This window comes from Corynebacterium guaraldiae (assembly GCF_053480195.1).
The window spans coordinates 1-22,611 of sequence record NZ_JBRBAU010000021.1; the positions used below are offsets into that span (position 1 = coordinate 1).

Below are 22,611 nucleotides of genomic sequence, written 5' to 3' on the forward strand. Positions count from 1 at the left end.
GGGTCGGTCGAGTTCCGCTGCGAAAAAAGCCGAAGCAGTCTTAAGAATCCCGTTTGCTCGCTTCAGCTCACGGTTTTCGCGGCGCAAACGCTTGAGCTCTTCTTCCATCGTTTCGCCACCTGAAGCGTCAGAGTCATCACGTACTGAAGCGCTGTCACGGTACCAAGCCCGCAACGTATGGTGAGATACTCCAAGCAGCTCACCGACCTCCGTGTAGGCACGTTGCAGTGAGCAGGACTCCAGGCGGACCATTTCGATGATCTGATGGACCGCCTTCTCCTTGAACTCGACGGAATACTTTCTAGGCATAGTTCAATCCTTCCTTAGCTGAGGTAGGAACTAAACCCAGGACGCTTCAATAGTCCGGTGTTTTCGACCTACTCATCGCCTAGAACCGCCACAGGAATACTGCGCTTATTGCGAGAAGCCATCTGGTCAACACCGCTGTGTTCATTGTGCCATCCCGACGGGAGGGTAAACGCCATCACGGACAGCTCTGAGCTGCGCACTCACGCTGCTATAAACAGCGAGCTTTGACCCAATACTGCGCTTGCCTACCCTTCAATCGCTCATGCAAACAGCCCCACTGCGGATGCAATGGGGCTGTTCTGTAGTGCTCTGCCTGAGATTTCTCTGCTCAGGCTGGAACTACGAGTTGGTCTTAGCGGTTAGCGCGCCACGGAATGCCTTCCTTGGGCAGGTAGCCCAGCAGGTAGAGGTAATCAATAGCGCCGAAGATGGAAACGATTAGACCGCCACCGAGAATCGCTCCAAGGAATGAGTAACCAACAGCGGAGGACATATCAGCGTCTTCGCCATCTTTACCATCTTTGCCGTCGACGCCATCGCGGCCGTCCTCACCGTCGCGACCATCGCGGCCATCCTTGCCGTCAAGCCCATCGCGGCCGTCGCGACCGTCACGGCCATCCTTGCCGTCGGCGCCGTCCTTGCCGTCGCGGCCGTCGCGGCCGTCCTCACCGTCACGGCCATCCTTGCCGTCGGCGCCGTCCTTGCCATCACGGCCATCGCGACCATCGCGGCCGTCCTCACCGTCGCGACCATCGCGGCCATCCTTGCCGTCGGCACCGTCCTTGCCATCACGGCCAGGCTCCCCGTCTTCACCGTTATTATCCTCATCATCGGAATCTACAGGGGCCGAGGTAGTGGAAGCAGGCTCGGATTCCTCCGTCGGATCCTCAGGTTCGGCCGCCTCGGACTCAGTAGATTCAGGCGCAGTCGACTCTGCGGACTCAGAAGCCTCATCTGATGCGGAGGGTTCACTCGACTCAGAAGGCTCAGTGGACTCGGAGGGCTCCTCGGAATCAGAAGGCTCGGCGGACTCGGAAGGCTCGGCGGACTCGGAAGGCTCAGAGGACTCGGTTGTCGAGGTGGAATCCGGCGCTTCGTCGCTGACCTGCTTGCCATTGAGCATGTCCGCACACTTCTGTCCAGCCGGTGCGTTAACCTCGGCCAACGCAGAAGCCGCGGTCGAGATACCAGACAGGGTGGACTCAATTTCCTTGCGCTGAGTATCGCTCAGCTTCAAGTCCTTAGCGGCACTAGCGCCCGGGAAAAGGCCAGCAATCGTAACGGCGGCATTAAAAACCTTCAATACGGTAGCGACTCCAGTACCGAAAGCACCATCAGCAAACTTGATGAGCCCAGAGACGGTCTTCTTCGCCGCATCCGGGTTCTTCAAATCGACATCAGCATCGGAGTTCTCGATCTTTGCGATAGCCATGCCCTGCGCACGTGCGAGGTCCCACGTGACATCCTTGTCTTTCTCGCCTTCACGGACCATTTCAGCGATCCGCTCCCACGAGCTTGCGCCAATCTTCTTGATGAAGTCCGACGGGACGAGATCGCCGACAACAGGAATAACTTCCCATACGGTCTGCAGCAGCTTGTTGCCGCCATCATAGAATGCACGAGCTAGGTCGAGCTTGCGCTCAAGAATCTCGCCTTCCTTACCAGGAGCATCAGAAATCTCACAGACCAGCTTGCCGTCCTTCTCGACGACCTTGATCGAAGCGTCAGCCGTCGATGCTTCAGTGCTCTTCAGCTCATCAAGCGTCGTCGGTTTGCTGTTTTCCGCGTCATAAAAGCTGATGTCGTTGTTGCGAAAGTCGCGGTCAAGCTCTTCAATCGCGTTATCACCAGCGTTGTCTTCATCAACCAGGTTGCCGTCTTCGTCGAAGGCAGTGCCGTTGACATCAAGAGTGCCAGTGCCATTCTCCTCATGAACGAAGGAAGATTCTGCCGGTTCCTCTACCGCAATTGCCTGAGGAGCAACGATAACGGAGGAAAAGGTAGCCACTGCCGCTACAGTGGCGACAATGCGAGAGCGAGTAGGGCGCATAGTTAGTCTTTCTTAAACTGAAGTGAAAACCCGCTTAGCCTTATAAGGCTTGCGATTAAGGTTCGGACGTGGCCACCATACAACCTGCAGAGTATATTTTCTACACTTGAGCAACTACTTGCTACCCCCATTCAGAGACACCGGCCATCGACATCTTTGCAGTTCACGCCGTAAACATTAGTCGCTCCAGACCGATTTCTACCCCCTTCACGCAATGAATGCGCCCAGCCAAAGCCCACGTCCACACCACCCCGACAAGGTGCAGCCACCCTCAGATATTGACAAAAGAATCCCCACTTTCACTCTAAGAAAGTGGGGAGGAATATGATGCAAATCACTCTCAGTTGAGCATCCCGCACGCTCATTTCACTGAACTAGCCTGCCATGCCATTGAGGCTTCGCATGATGCCGCCGAGTTCGATATCCATATACTGAGTCAGAATTTCAAAAATAAAATCGGAATTATACCCACGCAATGGCCCGTTGGTGCTCAGCATGGCAAGACCGTGGGCGCCAGCCCACACTGAAATCACTAATGTAAAAAGAACCCATGGAGTGCGCGGCCCGTCCACCCCATCGATAGCCTCGCGCACGAGAGACATAATGAACCCAAAGGCTAGGCCGAACTCGCTGAAATCACGTTGAAGCTCGACCGCTTTATTCGCGTTTGGCAGGAAGTCATCCTCGAATGACATGGGCACAATCGGGCCGGATGCGATCTTAATGAGCGCCTCAAATCCTTGCGGGTCATGCAAAGCATGTGAGACATATCCATAGCCCGTAGCTTTGATCTTCGACACTGCGCTAGCGTCCTGCGGCAACGCGGCTACCTGACGGTAAATGAACTCGTAGCTGATTTTGTCCAAATAGCGCTCCAGGAAACTTGCCAGCTCTTGGTCGCTTTCAATAAGGTGTTCAGCCTCTTGGACGCTAAGCCCTGCTCGTTTTGCGGCGCCACCGATATGCAAGCCAGTCACGCCGTGGTCGAGAGCCTCCTCCACAGCACCTCGGAGCAGAGCTGTTCGCTGCTCATCCTCTGTGCTTCGTGGAAAATCCTCTGCTTTGGTCAGGAGTGCTTTGGGTTGTTCCCCTTCCAACCCATAAGGCTCAGTGCGTTCAATACGCTCACCCCTAAAGAAGGGATAGAGACCAACGCTCAGCGTATCCATAACAGCACTAAAGGTTTGCTTTTTCGCCGCTGGCGAGAGGTAGCGCAGAATCCCTTCAGCTGCAAGCTGTGTAACGCCGTGTAGGTGGGAAAATATCGACAGAGCGGAGAGTAGCGTCCCATAGGCATCGAGCTCCGTGCCACCGGATTCTTTAATAGCGTCTTTAGTCAGGTCAAAAAGAATACGCATAATGGGGCAGGTGTCAGCCTCTCCATCACGGCTAGCAAAGTCCTCAGCCGTCAATCCCGTGCGGGGAGAAGCGTAGACAGCAGTAAAAGCCGCAAAAGAGGATGGGTCCTCGACCGCAAAAGAAAAGTAGGACAGCGCGGTCGCACGAAGCTTATCTACCGCGGTCGCATTCTCGGGCAATCCTTGTAGGTGCAAATCAATAGTTGACGTCAGCGCATCATTGAGAGAGTGCTTAGTTGCCTCGACGAGTTCCGCTTCGGAAGCAAAAAGTGCCTGAGCTTCCGCAAGAGGCACATCAACCTGGTCAGCAACTTCCCGAAGGCGCACTTCATCGATGCCCGCCTTAGCAATGACCCGGCCAGCTTGCTCAATCAGAAGCTGCTTAAAGGGCTGGCTACTTTGTTCCACACCTACTGAAGTATTCACAGTGTTCAGCCTACCTAGGAAATGGCCGATTTTATATTCATAAACACAACATAGGAGGATTTAAAGGTTTCTCTCAGATTCCTTTTCTCTATCAACTCGCCCATATTATGTCCCAGCCAAAGCCAACATATACATTGCTACAAAACTTATACAGTCCTGCCCACATCGTGGACAGGACTTATAGAGCGCGCCTAGCGTGGCATTTCAGAGGCAGTGGGCTCTTATTCCTGCAACGTCAGGTTCCCAGGCACACTGCTTCCGCACTCAATCTTTAGGACTTAAGCGCCCTCGTTACCGATACGATCATCGAGCTGGTCGCGAGCAGAGTCAATCTTGTCGGCCTTATCTTCGCCGAGCTTACCCTTAGCAAGATCAGCGCCCTTGTCCAGTGCGCTGTCCGAAACCTGCTCGCCCTTATCGGAGTTCAGCGCGTCCTTTGCCTTGTCAAAAATACCCATTCCTACAATCCTTTCGTTACTTCTACTCTTTCTAAGCGTGCTAGCTACCAACGTGTCGATACGCCTGCGGCTACAACCGATCAGTAGGCGTGAACCCCATCGATCGGCTCCGCACACTACGAACAAGTGCACTATCGACCGCTGCATTCACGTTGCGAGCCATCACGAGACTCCACCGTACCGACGGTCCAGAGTCTTCGCCACACGAGTTATTAATCACCCTAGTTATGAGACGTACCGTTCCCACACAAAGCAGCACTCTAAGAATTCTTAGGGTCGGCGCATCCGTTTACCCCCTCCACCTACCCCTTTTCGTTCAACAACTTGCTAAAAGCAGGCGCGCTTTCGTTGGCATTGCTGTGCACTCTAGGACACACTTCTTTGGCTGCGCTCCGCGCTCAGTTCTTTGCGCAATAATTAACGCACATGCCCTCGTCCGTAGATCAATCGCCAAAGTACAAGCCTGCCCACAATGCCTTCTCCTCATTCTGAGCCAACTCCCCGACCCGCTACACAACCTGATTCTTCGACGCCCTCTCGTGGGTTAGAAATACCCACAAGCGATGACTCAGCCTTTGGCTTAGTGTGGCCGGGAAAGAATGCTGCCGCTGCGCTTGCTGCCTCTCAAGCTGCGGGGAGGCACACGTTGATAAGCGGATCGGATTCCACCACCAATTCAGTCACCGTGGCCGATAATCTATCCGCGCTCAAGAGCTTTGTTGCCCGCGGTATGAAAGCCGACGTCATCTATATCGACCCGCCGTATAACACCGGCAAGGATTTTGTTTATCGCGACAACTTCCGCCAACGGCGAGAAATGCGCTCAGAGCACTTTGGTCAATGGCATGCCGAATGGCTTTCTATGATGCTTCCACGACTGATCCTTGCGCGTGAAGTACTCGCAGACACAGGATTCATCGTGGTTTCGATCGGCGAATCAGAGTGTGCCCATGTACGCCTCCTCCTCAACGAGGTATTCGGTGAGGATTGCTTTGCAAGCCAGCTCATTTGGAAAAAAGGCGGTACTGGAAAGAATGATTCAAAATATGCCGTCCAAGAGCACGAATATGTCCTTTGCTACGCCAAATCTCCGGAAAACTCCGGGTTCAATGTTGATCTAGGGGCGCAGACATCGACCCGCTACAACCATCGCGATGAGAAGGGTAACTATTCCCTCGTTCGCCTAGATTCCAAGACCTTGGGTTATCTACCAAGCCTCGACTTTCCCATCGTCGGTCCGAATGGTGATAAATACTGGCCTCATCAACCCGACGGGAAGTCGAAGGTCGCGCGCTGGCGTTGGGGGCGGGACAAAGTTGATAAGCACTATGACGACCTGGTTTTCAGACGCGGCTTTGTCTATACCAAGAACTATGAAAAGAAGGGTGCGCGCCCACGCTCCATACTGGACGGGGAACGATTCGGTGTAACCCGTACAGGCCGTCGTGACGCTGAAGAGGCACTCGGCGTTAAAGGCGTATTCGATTTTCCCAAACCAGTGCGGCTTATCAAGCACCTCATCGCAATCGCCGGCGGCCCCAACGCGGTAGTCCTCGACTTTTTTGCTGGCTCTGGCACCACCGCGCAGGCCGTCGTCGAGCTCAATCGCGAGGATGGCGGCCAGCGCTCCTTTCACCTCGTACAGATTCCGGCCCCCACGGAAACCACCAGTGCCGCGCACCAAGCTGGGTATGAAACGGTGGCAGACATCTGCTTAGCGCGGGTTCGCTCCCTCGGCATCCCCTTTAATCACTACACGCTCAGCGAGTAGTCCACGAAGGAATCAATCCTAGGCCACTCCGTGTTCCTCGGTGTCTGCAGGCCGGCCGGGGATACCGAAGAAGTCTAGTACCGCGTCGGTGGCAAAACCTTTACCCACCTCAGTTTTCGTAGCGTTGTTTCCACCAGGCCAAACGTGGGATCCGCCTTCGATGCGAATGTGCTGCAGCGGTGCTTGGCAGGCAGTCCATGTCTCTCTGGTGGCACCGTTTGTGAGACGTACGGACTCGACGTCGCCACGACACTTGTTACGACGCTGATGCTGCCCGAGCACTTCTGCGACCGAAGCATAAGCAGTCTCGTGCCGCACGCCGCCTTCATAGTTGACAACGGGGTCTTTTGTACCGTGAATATCCAAACGGCCAACAGGTTTTTCTGAGCAATCCGTATGGATGCCTTCGTAATAAGCCGCCGATACAGTAGCTACCGAACGAAACGTCCCCGGCATACGGCAGGCTAAGAATGCCGCGAATCCTCCTCCATTGGACAGGCCCGCAGCGAAGATAGCGTTATCGTCTACCTCATAGGTAGCGCGCAGGCTGTCCACGATTGCTCGCACGAATTCTAGGTCTTCTTCCGCGCTGGTAGCAGCATAAGGTGCAGGAGCCCACGCCGCATTTTCCCCTGCAGGGTAGGCGACTATGGCGTCAGCCGCATCAAACTGGCTGTATTGCTCCATGTTTTCCGGAGAATCTGTATAACCGTGGAAGGACAACAGGACCGGCCAGGATCGATCTGCAGTGTAGTTTTCGGGCACATGAAGAAGAAAACTACGTCCGGAGGCCAACTTCATTTTTTTCGTGTGCCCGGGGTCGGGGCCAACGAGCATAGGGGCGACGGGAAAACCGAGGTCACTGGTCCACTCTGCTGTCGATGGCGAAGTAGTCGTGTCTTCTTCAGGCGAGCTGCACGAGACCAGCGCCATGACGCAAGCTGCAGTCGTCATGATCCCAGCAAGCGTGCGCGCACACCGCAGCCATGCTGCGGAATCTTCACTCATCATTCGCCTCGCCACGCTCGCCCTCGGGAAAATATCCTCGTCCACCTTAAAACATCCCACCGACATCCACGAACCTGCAGCGCCACGGTAGATTTAGGAGCATCATGAGCCCAACTCCTTCCGAATCAACTGATTCCGCCAGCGCCTCAGCCCCCTTCCCAGTTCCCGAGCACTACCCCAGCTATCGCCCGGCTTCGGGGAAAGAGGCACCGAGCTTCAGCACAGTTCAGCAGCGTCTTCGTTCTGCCCAATCATTCAGCCACGGTGCCGACGCTTATCATGACGTGCGTCCTCGCTATCCGCAGGAGGTATCACGGCTCATTGCCTCCGCGCGGACTGTCCTCGATGTTGGCGCAGGCACCGGAAAGCTCACTGAATCACTAAGCAACCCCGTTGTCTACGCCAGCGATCCATCCCCTGACATGACCCGAGTCCTAAACCGCCTCGGGGTGCCGTGCTGGCGTGCAACTGCCGAGAACACTGCGCTTGCAGACGCCTCCCTCGACGCCCTCACCTGCGCGCAGACCTGGCATTGGGTTGACGTCCAACGAGCCTGTGCAGAATTTGACCGGGTTCTCCGCCCCAACGGAAAAGTCCTCTTGGTGTGGAACACTCTGGACGTCAATGCGGACCCGTGGGTCCTGCGTCTTTCCCGCATCATGCATTCCGGAGATGTCCACCGTCCCGGTTTCTATCCCGCTTTTTGTGAACCATGGACGCTTCGCCAAGAGCTCCGCTTGACGTGGGAACACGAGCTGAGCCCCGAAGGCCTTCATGCTCTCATGCATACTCGCTCATATTGGCTTCGCAATGGCCAAAAGATCCATGAACGCATGACACATAACCTCAACTGGTACCTCTACGAACACATGGGCTTTCGCCCCGGCCAAGTCCTTCGCATTCCTTATCGGACGGATGCTTTCTTATTGGCCCGCGCTGGCGAGTAGCCAGCCCGCCCCAACCATGACAACTGTCACGTCTAATTGGTGACACCACGTCTACGCTGCACATATCTGCCCACCATAGCGTGAAGATATGAGCACAACACGCACTCTCCTACCAGTCATTGACGTCAATGGCGTCAGCAAGGTTTTTAATGCGGCCTCGCCCAATCCTGTACAAGCGCTTCACGACGTCTCCCTTTCCATTCATCGGGGCGAAATCGTTGGCCTGCTGGGAACGAACGGCGCCGGAAAAACGACGCTTATTGATCTCATCCTGGGCCTGACAACACCGACTTCCGGCACTATCCAGGTGCTCGGAGAAAGCCCACAGACCGCTATTAAAAGCGGACGCATAGGAGCCGTCATGCAATCCGGCGGCCTTCTTCCTAACATCACCGTCAAGGAAACCCTTGAACTCCTCGGCGCGGCCTTCCCATCTCACCGTGCGTTTGACGACATCATCGAGCGCGCAAATCTAAGAGATATCCTGTCGCGCCGCGTGAGCAAATGCTCCGGTGGTGAGCAACAACGCCTTCGCTTCGGACTGGCTCTCTTAGGAGATCCGGAAGTGCTGCTTCTCGACGAGCCAACTACGGGGATGGACGCCGGTGCCCGACATCACTTCTGGGAAACTATGCGCGAAGAGGCAGATGCCGGCCGAACCATCGTGCTCACCACCCATTACCTAGAAGAAGCCGAGACCTTTGCCCAGCGCATCATCATGCTCAACAAGGGCCACATTCAAGCCGATGGCTCGACAGAAGAGATCCGCAACTCCAACTCCACCCGCATCGTCCGCGCCACCTTTCCCGGCGAGGTGCCACATGTGCTAACGGCCAACCTACTTCCCGGAGTTATCCACCAAGAGCAAACAGACACGGGGCTGGTCATCACTGCTCGAGACTCTGATGCGGTGGCACGCTACCTGCTTAACGAAACCACTGCTCGCGACATCACTATCACAGGACACAGCCTGGAGGATTCCTTCCTCGAGCTCTACAACGCTACATCCAATAACACCACTCGATAAGGAGATTTCACATGAGCCCCCACACCGCTGCGCACCCCACTCTTCGCACCACCCTCAACTACGCTGCCCACGACCTAAAGCGGCTACGTCGCGACCTGCCCACGCTCTTTTTCAGCGTTGGTCTTCCAATCATCTTCTATATTCTCTTCGGCGCCATGCAAGAATACGGCCAAGTCGAGTTTAACGGCGGAAATGTTGCTGCCCTGGTGATGATCGGCATGGCTCTCTATGCCGGTGCTACAGGTGCTGTTGGCGCCGCCGGCTCCATGGTTGCAGAAAACCGTGCAGGATGGGGCCGACAATTGGCGCTCACTCCCCTACGCTCTTCCCAGCTAGGGATTTCCAATTTCCTCAATATCGCGGTCCGCGCAATCTTACCGATCGCCGCTGTCTTCATTACCGGTGCACTCACCGCAGCAAGCATGCAACCGACCCAGTGGGCATTAGCATTTCTTGCTACCGTCGCCTGCGCTATCCCCTTCGGCTTCTACGGCATGGCCTGTGCCATGCTCTTTCCCTCAGAAAACACCGTCTCTATCACAACATCCACTATCGTCATTCTCGCCTTCGCCGGAAATGTCTTCATGCCGCTAAAGGAATCGCTACTCGCGGTCGGACGATTCACTCCGATGTACGGCGCACAGGCTCTTTCGCGTGGGCCTTTGTCTGAAGGCGCCCAAATGATCAATAGCGAGCAGCTCTTTATTGAAGACCCGCTATGGTACGCATGGGTTAATATCGCTGTATGGACAATGGTTTTCGTCGGGTTGTGTCTGATTCTTCACAAGCGCGACAAGAACCGAGCATGATGAGTAGCTTCAAGGTTCGCAATGCCGCTTTCGCAGCTATTTGGTTGATCTTTCTCCTGCTTGTCCTTCTCCAAGTTTTGTTCCTTCCCACTTATACGCCTGCTCAGCGGACCTGGGCTGTGGCCATCACTGTGTTTTTCTGTGTGGCCTACTTTCTCTCCTTTGGTTCTGTCGACTTCTTTCCGCGCGGCTGGACCTTGGGTCAACGCGTAACCCTTCGGTGGGTTATCCTCGCGCTACTCGCCCTAGCATCTATTCCGGGATATGGTGCCTGGGCTGTCGCCTTCGTCCCATATCTCGGAGCGCTCGTAGCCTATACACAACCGTTCAGGACTGCCGCGACGGTTATTATGCTCACCGGCATACTTGCTGGTATCCCCGCATGGATTTACGAGAATCCTCGCTTTATGGACCTTGCGATCATCCTCTTCGGCTGGCCGCTTCTCATCTTGGTCCTCGGAGCATTGTCCCAGAGAGAGGACACTGAGATAGCTCTTCGCCATGATTTAGATCTGGCGCATCAACGCGAGGATATTGCCTCTGATATCCATGACCTTCTCGGCCACTCGCTTACTGCTATCAACCTCAAATCCGAAGTAGCCCGTCGGCTAATCGAACACGACCCCGCCAAGGCAGCTGCCGAGCTCGAGGAGATTAGCGCCCTGTCAAGGATGTCACTCGCCGAAGTCCGCTCGACTGTTACCCGCATGAAGAACCCTACCTTTGCCGGCGAGATCCACGCCGCGCGCCGGATCCTCGAAACCGCCGGAATACAAACTCACCTTCCGGATACCCTCACGCGCCCCCAGTCTCATGAAGATCTGTTCTCCTGGGCGTTGCGGGAGCTTAGCACCAACGTCGTGCGACATTCTGGAGCTACTGAATGCTGGGTACTACTCACGGAGAACTCCCTCAAGGTTACGGACAACGGCTGCGGCTTCACAGAAGACGCTTCGCGTGCACTTGCCTCCGGTCTCACGGGCCTCGCAGGTCTTCGCCGCCGGGCAGAAGCCGCCGGCGGTGAGGTCACAATCGAGCGCGCCGGCGGTTTGACCACAGTCCGCGTGACGCTCAAAGGCCCTGATACGCAGGAGGTTAAGTAGCTTTGACGAACGCCATCCGGGTGCTCATTGCCGAGGACCAGTCTCTAGTTCGCGGCGCGCTGACCGCGCTCCTTAATACCGAGCCGGACATTGAAGTCGTTGCAGGCTGTGGCTCTGGGACAGAGGTCGCGGAGCTCGTCGCTAAGCACAGCGTTGACGTGGCTTTACTCGACATTGAGATGCCTGGTATGAACGGCATCGATGCTGCCAAGAGTATCGCCGGTACTGACTGCCGGAGCCTTATCGTCACCACATTTGGACGGTCCGGTTACGTCAAACGCGCTCTCGAAGCAGGTATAGATGGCTTTCTCGTCAAAGACACCCCTCCCGATGAACTCGCTGATGCCATCCGCCGTGTCCATTCGGGTTTGCGCGTTATCGATCCGCAGCTTGCTCAGGACATTCTCTTCGCCCCCGACAACCCACTGAGCGAACGAGAAATCGAGGTATGCCGCCTGTTAGTCCGTGGACTCGGCTCCGCTGATATCGCTTCGCAACTTCACCTCAGCGGCGGAACAGTGCGCAACCACGTCTCCGCCATCATGGCGAAGACGCGGGCTGGAAATCGCTTCGAGGCTGCACGGCGCGCCGAAGCAAACGGGTGGATTTGAGGCCTCTTCGTGGTCCCGCCTTCAGCCCGCTAGCGGAGCTATCGGCGTTGACGGCGCTCGCGCACGCGCACCGCGATGCGCACGGGCGAGCCGTGGAAACCGAAACGCTCACGGAATTTACGCTCTAGGTAGCGACGATAGCCAGCGTCCAAAAAGCCGGTTGTAAACAGCACGATGGTCGGTGGTTGCGTCGACGCCTGAGTGGCAAAGAGCACTCGCGGCAGGCGGTTATTATTCATCGGCGGTGGGTTCGCGGCAATTGCGTCACGCATCCAATTGTTGAGCTGACCGGTGGACACGCGCTGATCCCAGCTTTCTAGGGCCTCGATCATGGCGGGCTCAAGCTTTTGCAAGGCGCGCCCGGTCTCAGCAGAGATATTCACGCGGGTCACCCACGGCAGGTGGCGCAGGTTCTCATCAATTTCGCGCTCTAGGTAGTAGCGGCGATCCTCATCCACAAGGTCCCACTTGTTAAAGGCAATAACCAAGGCTTTTCCGGCCTCGAGAATCATGTTGAGGACGCGTTGGTCTTGCTCCGAGACTTCTTGGGAAGCGTCGATAAGCATGACGCACACCTCGGCCGCATCAATCACGCCGCGCGTGCGCAAGGAGGCGTAGTACTCGTGGCCCTGCGCGTTTTTAACCTTCTTGCGCAGACCTGCGGTATCAATGAACTTCCACAAACGCTGGTCCAGCTGCACCAGGGAATCAACTGGGTCGACCGTGGTGCCTGCAGCATTGTCTACCACGGAGCGCTCCTCCGCCGTCAGCTTGTTCAGCAAGGAGGACTTGCCCACGTTCGGCTTGCCCACCAACGCCACGCGGCGAGGACCGGAGGTAATCGAGGAATGACGCGGTTCCGCAGGGAACAAACGGAGGATCTCATCGAGGACGTCGGCACCGCCCCGACCATGCTGAGCGGATACTGGCCACGGATCGCCCAAACCAAGCGCGTAGAACTCGGCCATGTCTGCATACATGGTTTCCGAATCAAACTTGTTGGATACCAGGATGACTGGGACCTCGGAGCGCTGCAATTTCCGAGCCATAACCGCATCGGTCTCAGTGATGCCCACCTTGGTGTCCACCACGAATACGATGACGTCGGCAGTTTCCATCGCCTGCTCTGCCTGGCGTGCGATGGCGGCATGGATTCCCTTGACGTTCGGGTCCCAACCTCCGGTGTCCTGAACAAAGAAGCGCTGGCCATTCCACTCCGCTACATAGGACACGCGGTCACGGGTCACGCCCGGGTGGTCCTCTACAACAGCTTCACGGCGCCCAAGGAAGCGATTCACCAGGGAAGACTTGCCCACGTTCGGGCGGCCCACTACGGCCACCGTGCACAGGTTTTCCTCCGTATGGCCCTCACCGACACCAAAGGCGTGAGATAGGGCTTCCCATTCTTCCTCGCTCAGCGGAGCCTCATCGTCGAACTCGGTCTCATCCTCACCAAAATCGGCCTCGCTGAATTCAGACTCGTCGAATTCATAGTCAAAGTCTTCAGAGTCGAAATCCTTCGGAGCCCAGCCGCCGTGCGGATCGCGTACGACCTCTTCTTCAAGTTTTCCGGCCGGATAGTGAAATTCCGTCTCAAAGTCTTCCGGCTGCTGCGCCGGATCCACATCCGGATTCTGCGGTTCATTAGTCATGTCAGGCCTCCTGTGCAGCCGATTCTTTGACGACGGCGATGAGAGCGTCAAGGACCTCATCTCGGGTCATCTCGGACGTATCAACGAGTACCGCGTCCTCCGCCGGGCGCAGCGGCGATGTAGCGCGGGAAGAGTCGGCGGCGTCGCGCCGTTCGACGCCGGCAAGCACGGAGTCAAAATCCGAGTCAATGCCGGCAGCCAGGTTTTGGTCGTGACGGCGCTGCGCTCGGACCTCGGCGCTAGCCGTCATGAAAGCCTTCGCGGGGGCATCGGCAAGAACAACCGTGCCGATATCGCGCCCTTCAACAATCGCGCGGTGAGCCTGGGCGGCAAGCTTACGTTGCAGTTCAACGAGGTTTTGGCGTACTTCCGGAATGGCGGAAACTGCGGAGACATTGCGGGTGACCTCATCTTCTCGGATGACGCGAGAGACATCCTCGCCATCAAAGATGACCATGGTGGAATCTGGATCATCAGACACCTCGAGAGGCAGGTCAGCAGTCGTGGAAATCACCGCCTCAGTATCCGCTGGGTCCACACCCGCGCGCAGCACAGCAAGCGTTGCCACGCGGTACATTGCACCGGTATCGACGTACTTGGCGTCAAGTTTCTTGGCCAGTGCTCGGCACGTCGTGGACTTACCGGTTCCGGAGGGACCGTCAACAGCCAGAATGAGGCCTTGATTGGGCATATTTGAAATCATTACATCCCCACCGCCTTGTACAGGCTGGTCAGTTCGTTGGAGTTCAGTGCACGCAAGGAGCCGGGCTTCATATCACCCAACTGCACCGTGTGGAGTTTGGTGCGCACGAGACGCTGGACCGGATACCCGGCCTCCTTAAGCATGCGACGCACGATGTGCTTCCGGCCCTCGTGCAGCTCGACGCGCACCAGCGAATAGCCCTGGTTCTTGTCCACAATCTGCACATAGTCCGCCTGCGCAAGACCATCGTCCAATTCGATGCCTTCGCGCAGCTGACGAACGAGCTTCTTATCTGCTTCACCAAGGACAGTCGCGAGGTATGTTTTGGTCACCTCATATTTGGGATGCATGAGACGGTTGGCAAGTTCGCCGTCGTTAGTCAACAAGAGAAGCCCCTCGGTATCCGCGTCGAGGCGTCCGACGTGGAACAAGCGCTGGCCTGCTACCACGCGATCAGCCACCACATCTCCCACGCAAGGACGGCCCATGTCATCCGACATCGTGGACTGCATACCGCGCGGTTTGTTGAGCACGAAGTATTGGGTCTCCTCGTTGACGTTGATGCGTGTGCCATCGACGCGAATCACGTCCGTGTTGGGGTTAACACGAGTGCCCTGCTTGATGATGACCTGGCCATTGACCTCAACGCGGCCCTCATCGATGAGGATCTCTGCATGGCGGCGCGAAGCAACGCCGGCCTTGGCCAAGACCTTTTGCAGACGCTCGCCTTGGTTCTGGGAGCCCTTCTTATTTTTACCGTCTACCAGCCAGTCCGCGCCCAAGTCTCGGGCGATAGATTCTGCGGTGGCCTTCTTCTTTACATGCTGATGGCGGGCCGGCTTAGCGTTCGACACGATCATGTCGCTGTCACGCTTTTTCTTTTCCGGTGTGCCATCGCGGCGAGCGGGTGGAGTCACGGGAATGTGTCCTCTCAATAGTTCTTCAATTTGCGGCGCGCGGAAACGCGCCGATGTCCGGCCGCAATCCTACCGCAGACAGCGCCTTTATGAGTAGTCCTCGTCGATCTGCTCGATGTCTGGCAGCAGCGGAGCGAGATCCGGGAGGCGCTCAAGGGAATCAATGCCGAGTAGCTCTAGGAAAAGCTCAGTAGTCTCATAGTGATGTGCGTTGCCAGCTGAGGGCTCTGGGCTCTCTATCTCACGGATGAGTCCCCGCAGCATGAGCGTACGAACTACTCCGTCGACGTTGACGCCGCGTACGCCAGCGACTTGGGCTCGGGTGACCGGTTGGCGGTATGCGATAACTGCCAAGGTCTCCAATGCCGCGCGGGAAAGCTTGGTCTGGGTGCCATCGAGAACAAACTGCTCGACGGCATCTGCGTTCTCTTTACGCGTATAGAAGCGCCAGCCCTCCGGCGTCTCCCGCAGATCGATGCCAGAACCGCGCTCGCTCAGCTCGCGCTCTAGTGCACGCAAAGTATCGCTGACGACGGTGACCTCCGCATCCAGTACACGGGCCAGCTCCTCCACGCTGGCTGGGGAATCAATAACGAGGAGGATGGACTCCAGGCGTGAGCGCAACTGTGAAATAAGAGGCAAAGCTCCCTGTCCGCTCGGGGCTGCGAGGTCGCTGGGGGCCAAGGGTGACGTATCGTCCATGACTCGGTAGCCTACCCTAATCCCAGTTCGCCGCCGCGACGACCGCCGGGTCCACGTCGAGCCCGGTCCAAGACAATTCAAGTGGCCCCAAAGACTCTGGCTGGGAAGCATCAACCGCTTTGGCTTTGTAGAGCTCCAACAACGCCAGGAAACGTCCAACGACCTCCATAGAGATGGTGCAGTCCCTGGTTAAGGCTTCGAAACTCATCCATTGGCCCGTGCCCAGCATCTTGAGCGTCGTGAGGATCTTTCCGGCTTGCTCCGGCACGGAGACAGCAACCTGGTGAATATGGCCTGTGGCAACCTCTTCCGGGGGTTTGGGCCGGAAGACACCAGCTGCGAGTTCGGCGAACGTGGCCGGAGTATGCCCAATCTTGACTGGCGGAAGAAGGTTGCTAAAGCGCTCCTCCATCGCCACCGCACGCGGATAACGCCGCTGGGCCGCGCGCTGCCATTGCGCGAACTGGTCGGCAACCTGCTTATAAGCCTTGTACTGCAGAAGGCGCGCAAAGAGGAGATCGCGAGTCTCCAGGAGCTCAAGATCTTCAAAGTCATCGACTTCGCCACGCGGCAATAACCGAGCCGCCTTCAAATCCAGAAGTGTTGCGGCGATAAGAAGGAACTCCGTGGTTTCATCCAGATCCGCGGTTGCCCCTAAAGCACGCGTATAGGCCACGAACTCATCGGTAACTTCAGACAGCGCCACCTCCGTAACGTCCAGCTTCTTCGCCTGAATCAGCTGCAGCAGCAAGTCGAAAGGGCCCTCAAAATTGCCCAGGGCGATGCGAAAGCCGGTAATCTCCGGTTGGGTCATAATGAGCGGCTAGCCGTTAGCTCGCTCGATGACCTCTTTAGCCAGGTCGCGGTACTGCTTGGCTGCCTGGGAGCTGGGCGCCCAAGTAGTAATGGGCTCGCCGGCTACCGACGTCTCTGGGAAACGAACGGTACGTGTAATCACCGTGTCAAAAACCTTGTCCCCGAAATACTCCACCACGCGGTCCATGACTTCCCGGGCGTGGCGGGTGCGGCGATCAAACATGGTAACCAGAATTCCCATGACCTCGAGGTCGAAGTTAATACGGTCCGCGACTTTCTCCACGGTATCGGTCAACAGCGCGAGGCCGCGCAGGGAAAAGAACTCGCACTCCATGGGGATGATAACTCCCTGCGAGCAAGCCAAAGCATTGACCGTGAGCAAGCCCAGTGAAGGCTGGCAGTCGATGATGATGAAGTCATAGTCCTTGCGTACCGGGCGAAGGGCACGAGCCAGGGTATGTTCGCGGCCCACTTCATTGACCATCTGGATCTCAGCGGCGGAGAGGTCGATGTTGGCGGGGACGAGGTCGAGCCCGGCCACGCCGGTGTGCACGATAGCGGAATGCACTGAGACTTCGCTATCAAGCATGACGTCATAAATGGTGTCCTGGATCTGGTCGTGGGTCAGTCCCAGGCCGGCCGAAAGAGCACCCTGCGGATCCAAGTCAACGAGGAGGACTTTACGCCCCAGCTCCGCCAAACACGCGCCCATATTGATGGTGGACGTGGTTTTTCCGACGCCACCCTTCTGGTTGCACATGGAAATAATCGTGGCGGGACCATGCTTTTCCAATGGCTCCGGTTCCGGAAGCTCCCGCAGTGGGCGGCCGGTTAGCCCGACCTGTGCTTCCGAGGCCTCAAACAGTCCCTCGTCGCTCACAGTCACACCTGCTTCCTTGACCTGTACGGCCCCTGTGCGGTCTTTCCGCTTCGGCTTTGCAGCAACACGCGGCGCCGCATTCTTACATCCTTGTGATTATAGGGTACCCCGTGGGTGCCTGCGCCGCGATTATAGCTAAGGAAAACCGGTGAATAAAGTCCATGGCCTAGATTAGGCGTCCTCCTGTGCTCCCTCCGACCGGCGTCCCTTAAGCGCGAGCCACACGATGAGCGCGATAACTCCGAGGCCCGCGATACCTGCTGCAAGTGCGCCAACTCCAAGCCCCGATTCTCCTTGTTCCTCTCCGCCGGCCTTGTCAGCTGCATCAGAATCCAGCTGCTGCTCCGCAGGCACCTCACTCGCGCTCTCACGGGTTGGATCGGTAAGCGTCACTACCAGCTCAGCGGACTGAGTGTCCTTGTTCACGAACTGCATGATGAAAGGATTGTCCGGCTCCGCCCCCTCTGGGTAGGTCAGGGTCATGGTGCGCGAGCCTTTGTCGATCTCCCGTTTGACCCCCTTTACGAACTCGCCTTCCGCGTTGAGGTAGCGCAGCGTAACTCCGTCATCCTCAAGGTGCTTGAAGCGGTTGTACAGGTCGAGAGCCTGTTTGAGCCCAAGCTTGGCAGTGATTGTTTGGCCGTCAATCGTGGATTCCAGGTTCACATAGGAAGTATTCGAATCATCAATTCCTTCCCACCCGCGGCCTGTTCGCGGAGGAGGCACGTGGCCTTGACCAGAGCCATCCGCAGCGGGCGCCGAGCCATCGGCGGGAGGCTGCCCTCCGTTCTGCTCACCACCTTCTGCACTGTCATCGGAGTTCTCGTTCCCCGCTGGTCCCCCGTTGCCCCCGGGGTTGTCCGGGTTCTCGTTGTCCTGCTGCTCACCGCCGAGCTGGCCCGGGTCTCCGTTCTCAGCTGCGTCGTTGAGTTCATCGGCGGTGACGTCGGCGTCAGCAACGAGCACGATGGTCATGGTCACGCCTTGGTAGGTCACCGGCACACTGATTTGTCCTCCCGCGGGTGGTGCGGTCACCGTAGCGCTGCCGCCGGAAGCAGTGACGTTCCAGCCATCGGAGGCCACGTTGACGTCGACAGGCACTGGCAGCGAAACAGTCGTCGTCTGACCAGCCGGCACCGGAATGGTGGCGTCTTGTGCAGAGGCGGCGGCCGTGCCGAACCCTGGCAGCACCCCAGTTGCGCTCACGATGCCCGACGCGACGCCGGAAAGGGAACCTACGGAGAGCACGGAAGCTAGCGCAACCGCTCGATAGGTTCGGGACAAAGAAGTGGTTGAAGCCATAAAAATCCTTTTCATCGGTAGAAGTCGTGACGATTCTAAGCGCTCTTAGGCGCGTGGATGGGCAGTGCGCCACACTTCGCGGAGTGAATCCGCAGTGACGTGAGTATAAATCTGTGTCGTCGTCACGGAAGAATGCCCCAAGAGCTCCTGTACGGTACGCACATCAGCCCCGCCCTCGAGCAGATGGGTGGCAAATGAGTGACGCAGTGTGTGCGGAGAGATTTTAGTGCTCAGGTGGGCGCGCTGCGCTGCGGTCTTGATCACGGCCCAGGCGCTTTGCCGCGATAAAGACTTGCCCCGAGTGTTGAGGAACAGGGTGTGAGAGGCTCCCGTAGCCAGCACAGGGCGGGCACGCACTAGGTAGTTCTCCACCGCTGTCACCGCATGTGAACCCAGCGGAACTAGCCGTTGCTTATCGCCCTTGCCGCTCAACAACACAATGTCACGAACTGAAGCACTCCCCTCACCCGTCACATCGTCCACATTTAGCGCGATGATTTCGGAGATACGTGCGCCCGTACCATACAGCATCTCCAATAGAGCGCGATCTCGGATATCAATGGGCGTTGCAGTATCTCCGCTAGGGATGGCATCGAGGAGTGCCTCCACATCCTCCACGCTAAGAGTCTCCGGCAGCGGTTGCGCCCGCTTGGGTGGGGAAACCTCCGCCGCGACGTCTTCCTCGATCATCCCCTCGGCCAGGGCAAACTTATGCAGTCCTCGAGCGACAACCAAAGCGCGACTAGCAGAGGACTGCGCAAGACTCTTACGCAAGTAAACGAGGTAGTTCTCCACGTGCGAGCGGGTTACGTGGCGCAAATCCGTGATCCCAGATTCCGCAAGCCAATTGACGTAACGGTTAATGTCTCGACGGTAATTGCTTACCGTATTCTTCGAGGCACCTTTTTCCACCATGAGGTGCATCAACCAAGCTTGTCCGGCGGCTGCGGCGGGGTTAGAGGGCGTCACAGCTGCTTAAGATCCGGACCCGGGCGCCGGTGAGCGATCGATTCCGGCCGTAGCTCGAAAGGAGAGTCAACTGGGCGCGGGGTGGCATCCCCACGCACGCAGACATATGCCGCAAGGATTCCTGCCACCGCAATGGAGTTCACAATCTCCCCCACCAGGATGCGCTCGACAGCCTCCGCAAGGGGAACCCATGCAAAGCCCATGTCAGCTTCCTCGTCGCCTTCGGCGTTGAGTTTGGGCACGCTCGACAGGCCTCGCGCCAAGAACACGCGCACGGCTTCCTCGCAGAATCCCGGGGAGGTCACCAGATCAGTCAACACTGCCCATTCCTCGGCGGCCAGGCCGGCCTCTTCCTGGAGCTCGCGTTGCGCGCCGCTGAGCTCGTCTTCGCCCTTCACGTCGAGCAAGCCGGCCGGCAGCTCCCACAGGCGCTTGCCGACGCTATGCCGGTACTGCTCCACCATGGCGATACGGTTGTTCTCATCCAACGCCACAACGGCTACAGCACCAAGGTGCTCGACAACTTCTCGCTGAGCAACAACCTCCCCCGGCATGACGACATCATCGCGGCGAACAGCGATGATGGGGGCGTCGACAAGCAGCTCGGTTCCCACCGTACGAAAATGGTGTGACATCTAGAGATCCTTCGGCAGCGCCGGCGCTGCGCTTTCAGCATTCGCCGCAGAACCATACACACCGTGGCCACCGTCGAGTTGTTCCTTCACGGCTAAAACGCTGGCCATCTGGGACACCGGGTGATCAATGGAGTCCACGGTGCTGATCTTCGTCTTGTCGGCTCGGAGTTTATCCAGGACGCCGTCGTCACCGGCGGATTCCACGCGCCCTGCATAAACCATCGCGGTATCCACCGAATCAAAACCTTCTAGGAAGTTGACCGTCGTATCGATGGCGTACTTCGCAGCAGCGCTGTCGTCTTCCTCTCCCGGGGTCATGCCTCCGCCCACGACGACTACGGCCTGGGCAGGAAGAATAGTGCCATCCTTGTAGTCAATGTAGCCGGCATCGCGCAGAGCCCGCAAAAGGGTCGCGCGATCATCAACTGATGCAAGCGGCTCGGTGGTCTCAGCATCCATCATCAACCCCGCCGCAAGTGCCTGACCAGCATGTGTGCCGGAATCAATCTTCTTTTTATCGAGCTTCGCTCCCGCCGGCAACGTGGTGGTAACGAGGGACAAAAGCTTGTCCGCGGATTCTTGGGCTACAAACTTCTCAGCCAGCTTGATGCTTCCTGCATCGGTGGAATCTGCAGAACCCAGCAAATCCTTGACGGCCTTGACGTCGGCGTCGTCGGCATCGGGCATACTCACAACCATGACCGGGCGCTGCGCCAAGGAACCATCCACCACGTATCGGCCGAGATCTCCCATAACGGAATCAGCAGAGTCTAGCTGGGCCTCCGCGATGTTATTCTCAAGAACCAGCTTTCCGTATTTCTCGCGCACCTCACTGGTCGATTCACCCCCGGGACCCGATCCGGAATCCATGTTTGGAGCAATCACCAGCGTGCCCAACGCAATGCCAAGGGCTGCGCCGAAACCGAGGCCGGTGATAATGAGGGACTTAGGCGACATCATTATTTAAACCACTCCTGCACGCTTAACGCGAAGTTATTCCAGGTATCGATCAGGTTCTGGAGGAAGGATTCATCGCCGCCCAAGCCGACGATCAGAATAACGACGGCAAGTGCTACGAGGATGCCAAGCAGCGCCCACAGCCATCCCATAGCTCCGGAATCGGGCGCGGAATAAAGGTTGATAACAGCGTCCGCATCCACCAGGCGCGTGCCCGCCTTCATGTGGCACAGCAAAGCCGCGGGCGTAGCATTCGGCTCGTTAGCAAAGATGTCGTCGAGGTCGAGGGATCCGCCAACCTGCACAATCATCTGAGCCTCGTGGTAGTCCGCAAGCAACAGCGCGAGATCGGTAGCTGAATCCGTGGCGGCAGGGAAGGTCATCGCACCAATCCCCAAATCCTGAATGCGCTCGAGCCCGTCAGCAGTGCCGTCCGGCTCGGCGGGGAGAATAACCTGGGCACCGCTGCGCAGGGTTTCCGAGCTCACCTCGGAAGGGTTACCCACGATGAAGTGAGGCTGGTATCCCAGCTCAACCAGGGTGTCCGCGGCAGCGTCCACGCCGATAATGATGGGTTCATACTCGCGGATAAAGTTGCGCAGGAGCGTCAGCTTCTTGCGGTGTTCCTCAGTGGGCGAGACCACGAGAACTTTGCGCCCGGCCATGACGGACCCTGCATCGGGAACACCCAGGCCATCGATGAGTAGCGGACCTTCGGAATGAATGAACTCAATGGAGTTACCGAAATATGCCTCCATATGATCGATGAGTTCCTGCTGGGCAGAAGCAAAATTCTTTTCCGCCCGGTCGCGGGTAACCACCGTTCCCGAAGAAAGCTGGGTATCGCCCGCAAAAATGGCGCCGTCTTCGGTCAGACGCGCCTTCTTTCCATCCTTGAAATTGTCCACAAAATCTTGGCCTACGCCCTCGATGAGGGTGACATCGGCGTCGAGAAGCATGTGGGGTCCATAATTCGGGATAGAACCAGTGGAGAACTCCGCGACGTTGATCACGGCGGCCGGCTTCATATCCACGAGGGTCTGGGCCTCTTGGCGGGAGATATTGGCGGCGTTGATGACTGCGAAGTCACCAGCGCTAAACTTCTTCATGCCCTTGCCACCCGGGGTGCAATCACGCAGCGCGCCGTGTTCTCCAGGCAGATCGGTATTACGGGAAAACAGACTCATGTCTGACAGTTTCC

Annotated in this window: 21 protein-coding genes and 1 pseudogene; 6 read left to right on the top strand and 16 right to left on the bottom strand. The window is 57.3% G+C overall.

Going from position 1 to position 22,611, the window contains the following annotated elements:
- The 4 genes and pseudogenes from ACUY3D_RS12120 to ACUY3D_RS12135 form a co-directional block, all read right to left on the bottom strand.
- Positions 1–309: pseudogene (locus ACUY3D_RS12120) on the bottom strand (transposase); the annotation flags it as partial.
- Positions 310–661: 352 nt separating this feature from the next.
- Positions 662–2,317: a hypothetical protein gene (locus ACUY3D_RS12125; RefSeq protein ID WP_448241172.1), complete on the bottom strand. Its 1,656-nt coding sequence runs from the start codon at positions 2,315–2,317 to the stop codon at positions 662–664.
- A 416-nt stretch (positions 2,318–2,733) separates the two neighbouring features.
- Complete coding sequence (locus tag ACUY3D_RS12130) at positions 2,734–4,143, bottom strand: TetR/AcrR family transcriptional regulator (RefSeq protein ID WP_448241173.1); 1,410 nt, start codon at positions 4,141–4,143, stop codon at positions 2,734–2,736.
- Between the two features lie 278 nt (positions 4,144–4,421).
- Positions 4,422–4,601, bottom strand: a complete 180-nt coding sequence (locus ACUY3D_RS12135) for an antitoxin (protein ID WP_070524820.1) — start codon at positions 4,599–4,601, stop codon at positions 4,422–4,424.
- A 685-nt stretch (positions 4,602–5,286) separates the two neighbouring features.
- Between ACUY3D_RS12135 and ACUY3D_RS12140 the strand changes: the two genes are divergently transcribed.
- Entirely contained in the window at positions 5,287–6,372 is a 1,086-nt protein-coding gene (locus ACUY3D_RS12140; protein ID WP_448241174.1) for a site-specific DNA-methyltransferase, read from the top strand.
- A gap of 18 nt (positions 6,373–6,390) precedes the next feature.
- Here the strand turns inward: ACUY3D_RS12140 and ACUY3D_RS12145 are convergent, their stop codons facing one another.
- The gene (locus ACUY3D_RS12145) at positions 6,391–7,425 is read right to left on the bottom strand and encodes a CE1 family esterase (protein ID WP_246818375.1); all 1,035 of its coding nucleotides are present in this window, start codon (positions 7,423–7,425) and stop codon (positions 6,391–6,393) included.
- Positions 7,426–7,484: 59 nt separating this feature from the next.
- Here ACUY3D_RS12145 and ACUY3D_RS12150 point away from each other — a divergent pair, with 59 nt between their 5' ends.
- The 5 genes from ACUY3D_RS12150 (at position 7,485) to ACUY3D_RS12170 (ending at position 11,877) form a co-directional block, all read left to right on the top strand.
- Entirely contained in the window at positions 7,485–8,327 is an 843-nt protein-coding gene (locus tag ACUY3D_RS12150) for a class I SAM-dependent methyltransferase (RefSeq protein WP_070563667.1), read from the top strand.
- A gap of 88 nt (positions 8,328–8,415) precedes the next feature.
- On the top strand, positions 8,416–9,354 hold the full coding sequence (locus ACUY3D_RS12155) for an ABC transporter ATP-binding protein (RefSeq protein WP_448241175.1): 939 nt from the start codon (positions 8,416–8,418) through the stop codon (positions 9,352–9,354).
- Positions 9,355–9,365: 11 nt separating this feature from the next.
- Positions 9,366–10,163, top strand: coding sequence for an ABC transporter permease (locus ACUY3D_RS12160; protein WP_448241176.1), 798 nt, complete (start codon positions 9,366–9,368; stop codon positions 10,161–10,163).
- 350 nt (positions 10,164–10,513) lie between these two features.
- A complete protein-coding gene (locus tag ACUY3D_RS12165; RefSeq protein ID WP_269948276.1) occupies positions 10,514–11,266 on the top strand; it encodes a sensor histidine kinase in 753 nt (250 codons plus the stop codon).
- Positions 11,267–11,268: 2 nt separating this feature from the next.
- A complete protein-coding gene (locus tag ACUY3D_RS12170; RefSeq protein WP_101736314.1) occupies positions 11,269–11,877 on the top strand; it encodes a response regulator transcription factor in 609 nt (202 codons plus the stop codon).
- A gap of 38 nt (positions 11,878–11,915) precedes the next feature.
- Here the strand turns inward: ACUY3D_RS12170 and der are convergent, their stop codons facing one another.
- From der to steA, 11 genes are all read right to left on the bottom strand, one after another.
- The gene (gene der, locus ACUY3D_RS12175; RefSeq protein ID WP_070596372.1) at positions 11,916–13,529 is read right to left on the bottom strand and encodes a ribosome biogenesis GTPase Der; all 1,614 of its coding nucleotides are present in this window, start codon (positions 13,527–13,529) and stop codon (positions 11,916–11,918) included.
- A 1-nt stretch (position 13,530) separates the two neighbouring features.
- Positions 13,531–14,232 (bottom strand): (d)CMP kinase, encoded by a 702-nt coding sequence (gene cmk, locus ACUY3D_RS12180; protein WP_167595723.1) that lies wholly within the window; start codon positions 14,230–14,232, stop codon positions 13,531–13,533.
- Positions 14,232–15,149, bottom strand: a complete 918-nt coding sequence (locus tag ACUY3D_RS12185; RefSeq protein ID WP_070524802.1) for a pseudouridine synthase — start codon at positions 15,147–15,149, stop codon at positions 14,232–14,234. The genes cmk and ACUY3D_RS12185 overlap by 1 nt, the downstream gene beginning before the upstream one ends.
- A gap of 87 nt (positions 15,150–15,236) precedes the next feature.
- Complete coding sequence (gene scpB, locus ACUY3D_RS12190) at positions 15,237–15,851, bottom strand: SMC-Scp complex subunit ScpB (protein WP_070532540.1); 615 nt, start codon at positions 15,849–15,851, stop codon at positions 15,237–15,239.
- Positions 15,852–15,867: 16 nt separating this feature from the next.
- Entirely contained in the window at positions 15,868–16,665 is a 798-nt protein-coding gene (locus tag ACUY3D_RS12195) for a segregation and condensation protein A (RefSeq protein WP_070532543.1), read from the bottom strand.
- A gap of 9 nt (positions 16,666–16,674) precedes the next feature.
- Positions 16,675–17,553 carry a ParA family protein gene (locus tag ACUY3D_RS12200; RefSeq protein ID WP_180952111.1) on the bottom strand — a complete coding sequence of 293 codons (879 nt, stop codon included), beginning with the start codon at positions 17,551–17,553 and terminating at the stop codon, positions 16,675–16,677.
- 165 nt (positions 17,554–17,718) lie between these two features.
- Positions 17,719–18,849, bottom strand: coding sequence for a hypothetical protein (locus ACUY3D_RS12205; protein ID WP_448241177.1), 1,131 nt, complete (start codon positions 18,847–18,849; stop codon positions 17,719–17,721).
- Between the two features lie 45 nt (positions 18,850–18,894).
- Positions 18,895–19,773, bottom strand: coding sequence for a site-specific tyrosine recombinase XerD (gene xerD / locus ACUY3D_RS12210; protein WP_144677238.1), 879 nt, complete (start codon positions 19,771–19,773; stop codon positions 18,895–18,897).
- A 41-nt stretch (positions 19,774–19,814) separates the two neighbouring features.
- Complete coding sequence (locus ACUY3D_RS12215) at positions 19,815–20,453, bottom strand: NUDIX domain-containing protein (protein WP_070532547.1); 639 nt, start codon at positions 20,451–20,453, stop codon at positions 19,815–19,817.
- Positions 20,454–21,413 carry a copper transporter gene (locus ACUY3D_RS12220; protein ID WP_448241178.1) on the bottom strand — a complete coding sequence of 320 codons (960 nt, stop codon included), beginning with the start codon at positions 21,411–21,413 and terminating at the stop codon, positions 20,454–20,456.
- The gene (gene steA, locus ACUY3D_RS12225) at positions 21,413–22,597 is read right to left on the bottom strand and encodes a putative cytokinetic ring protein SteA (protein ID WP_070532557.1); all 1,185 of its coding nucleotides are present in this window, start codon (positions 22,595–22,597) and stop codon (positions 21,413–21,415) included. Before steA ends, ACUY3D_RS12220 begins: the two co-directional genes overlap by 1 nt.
- Positions 22,598–22,611: the final 14 nt, after the last annotated feature.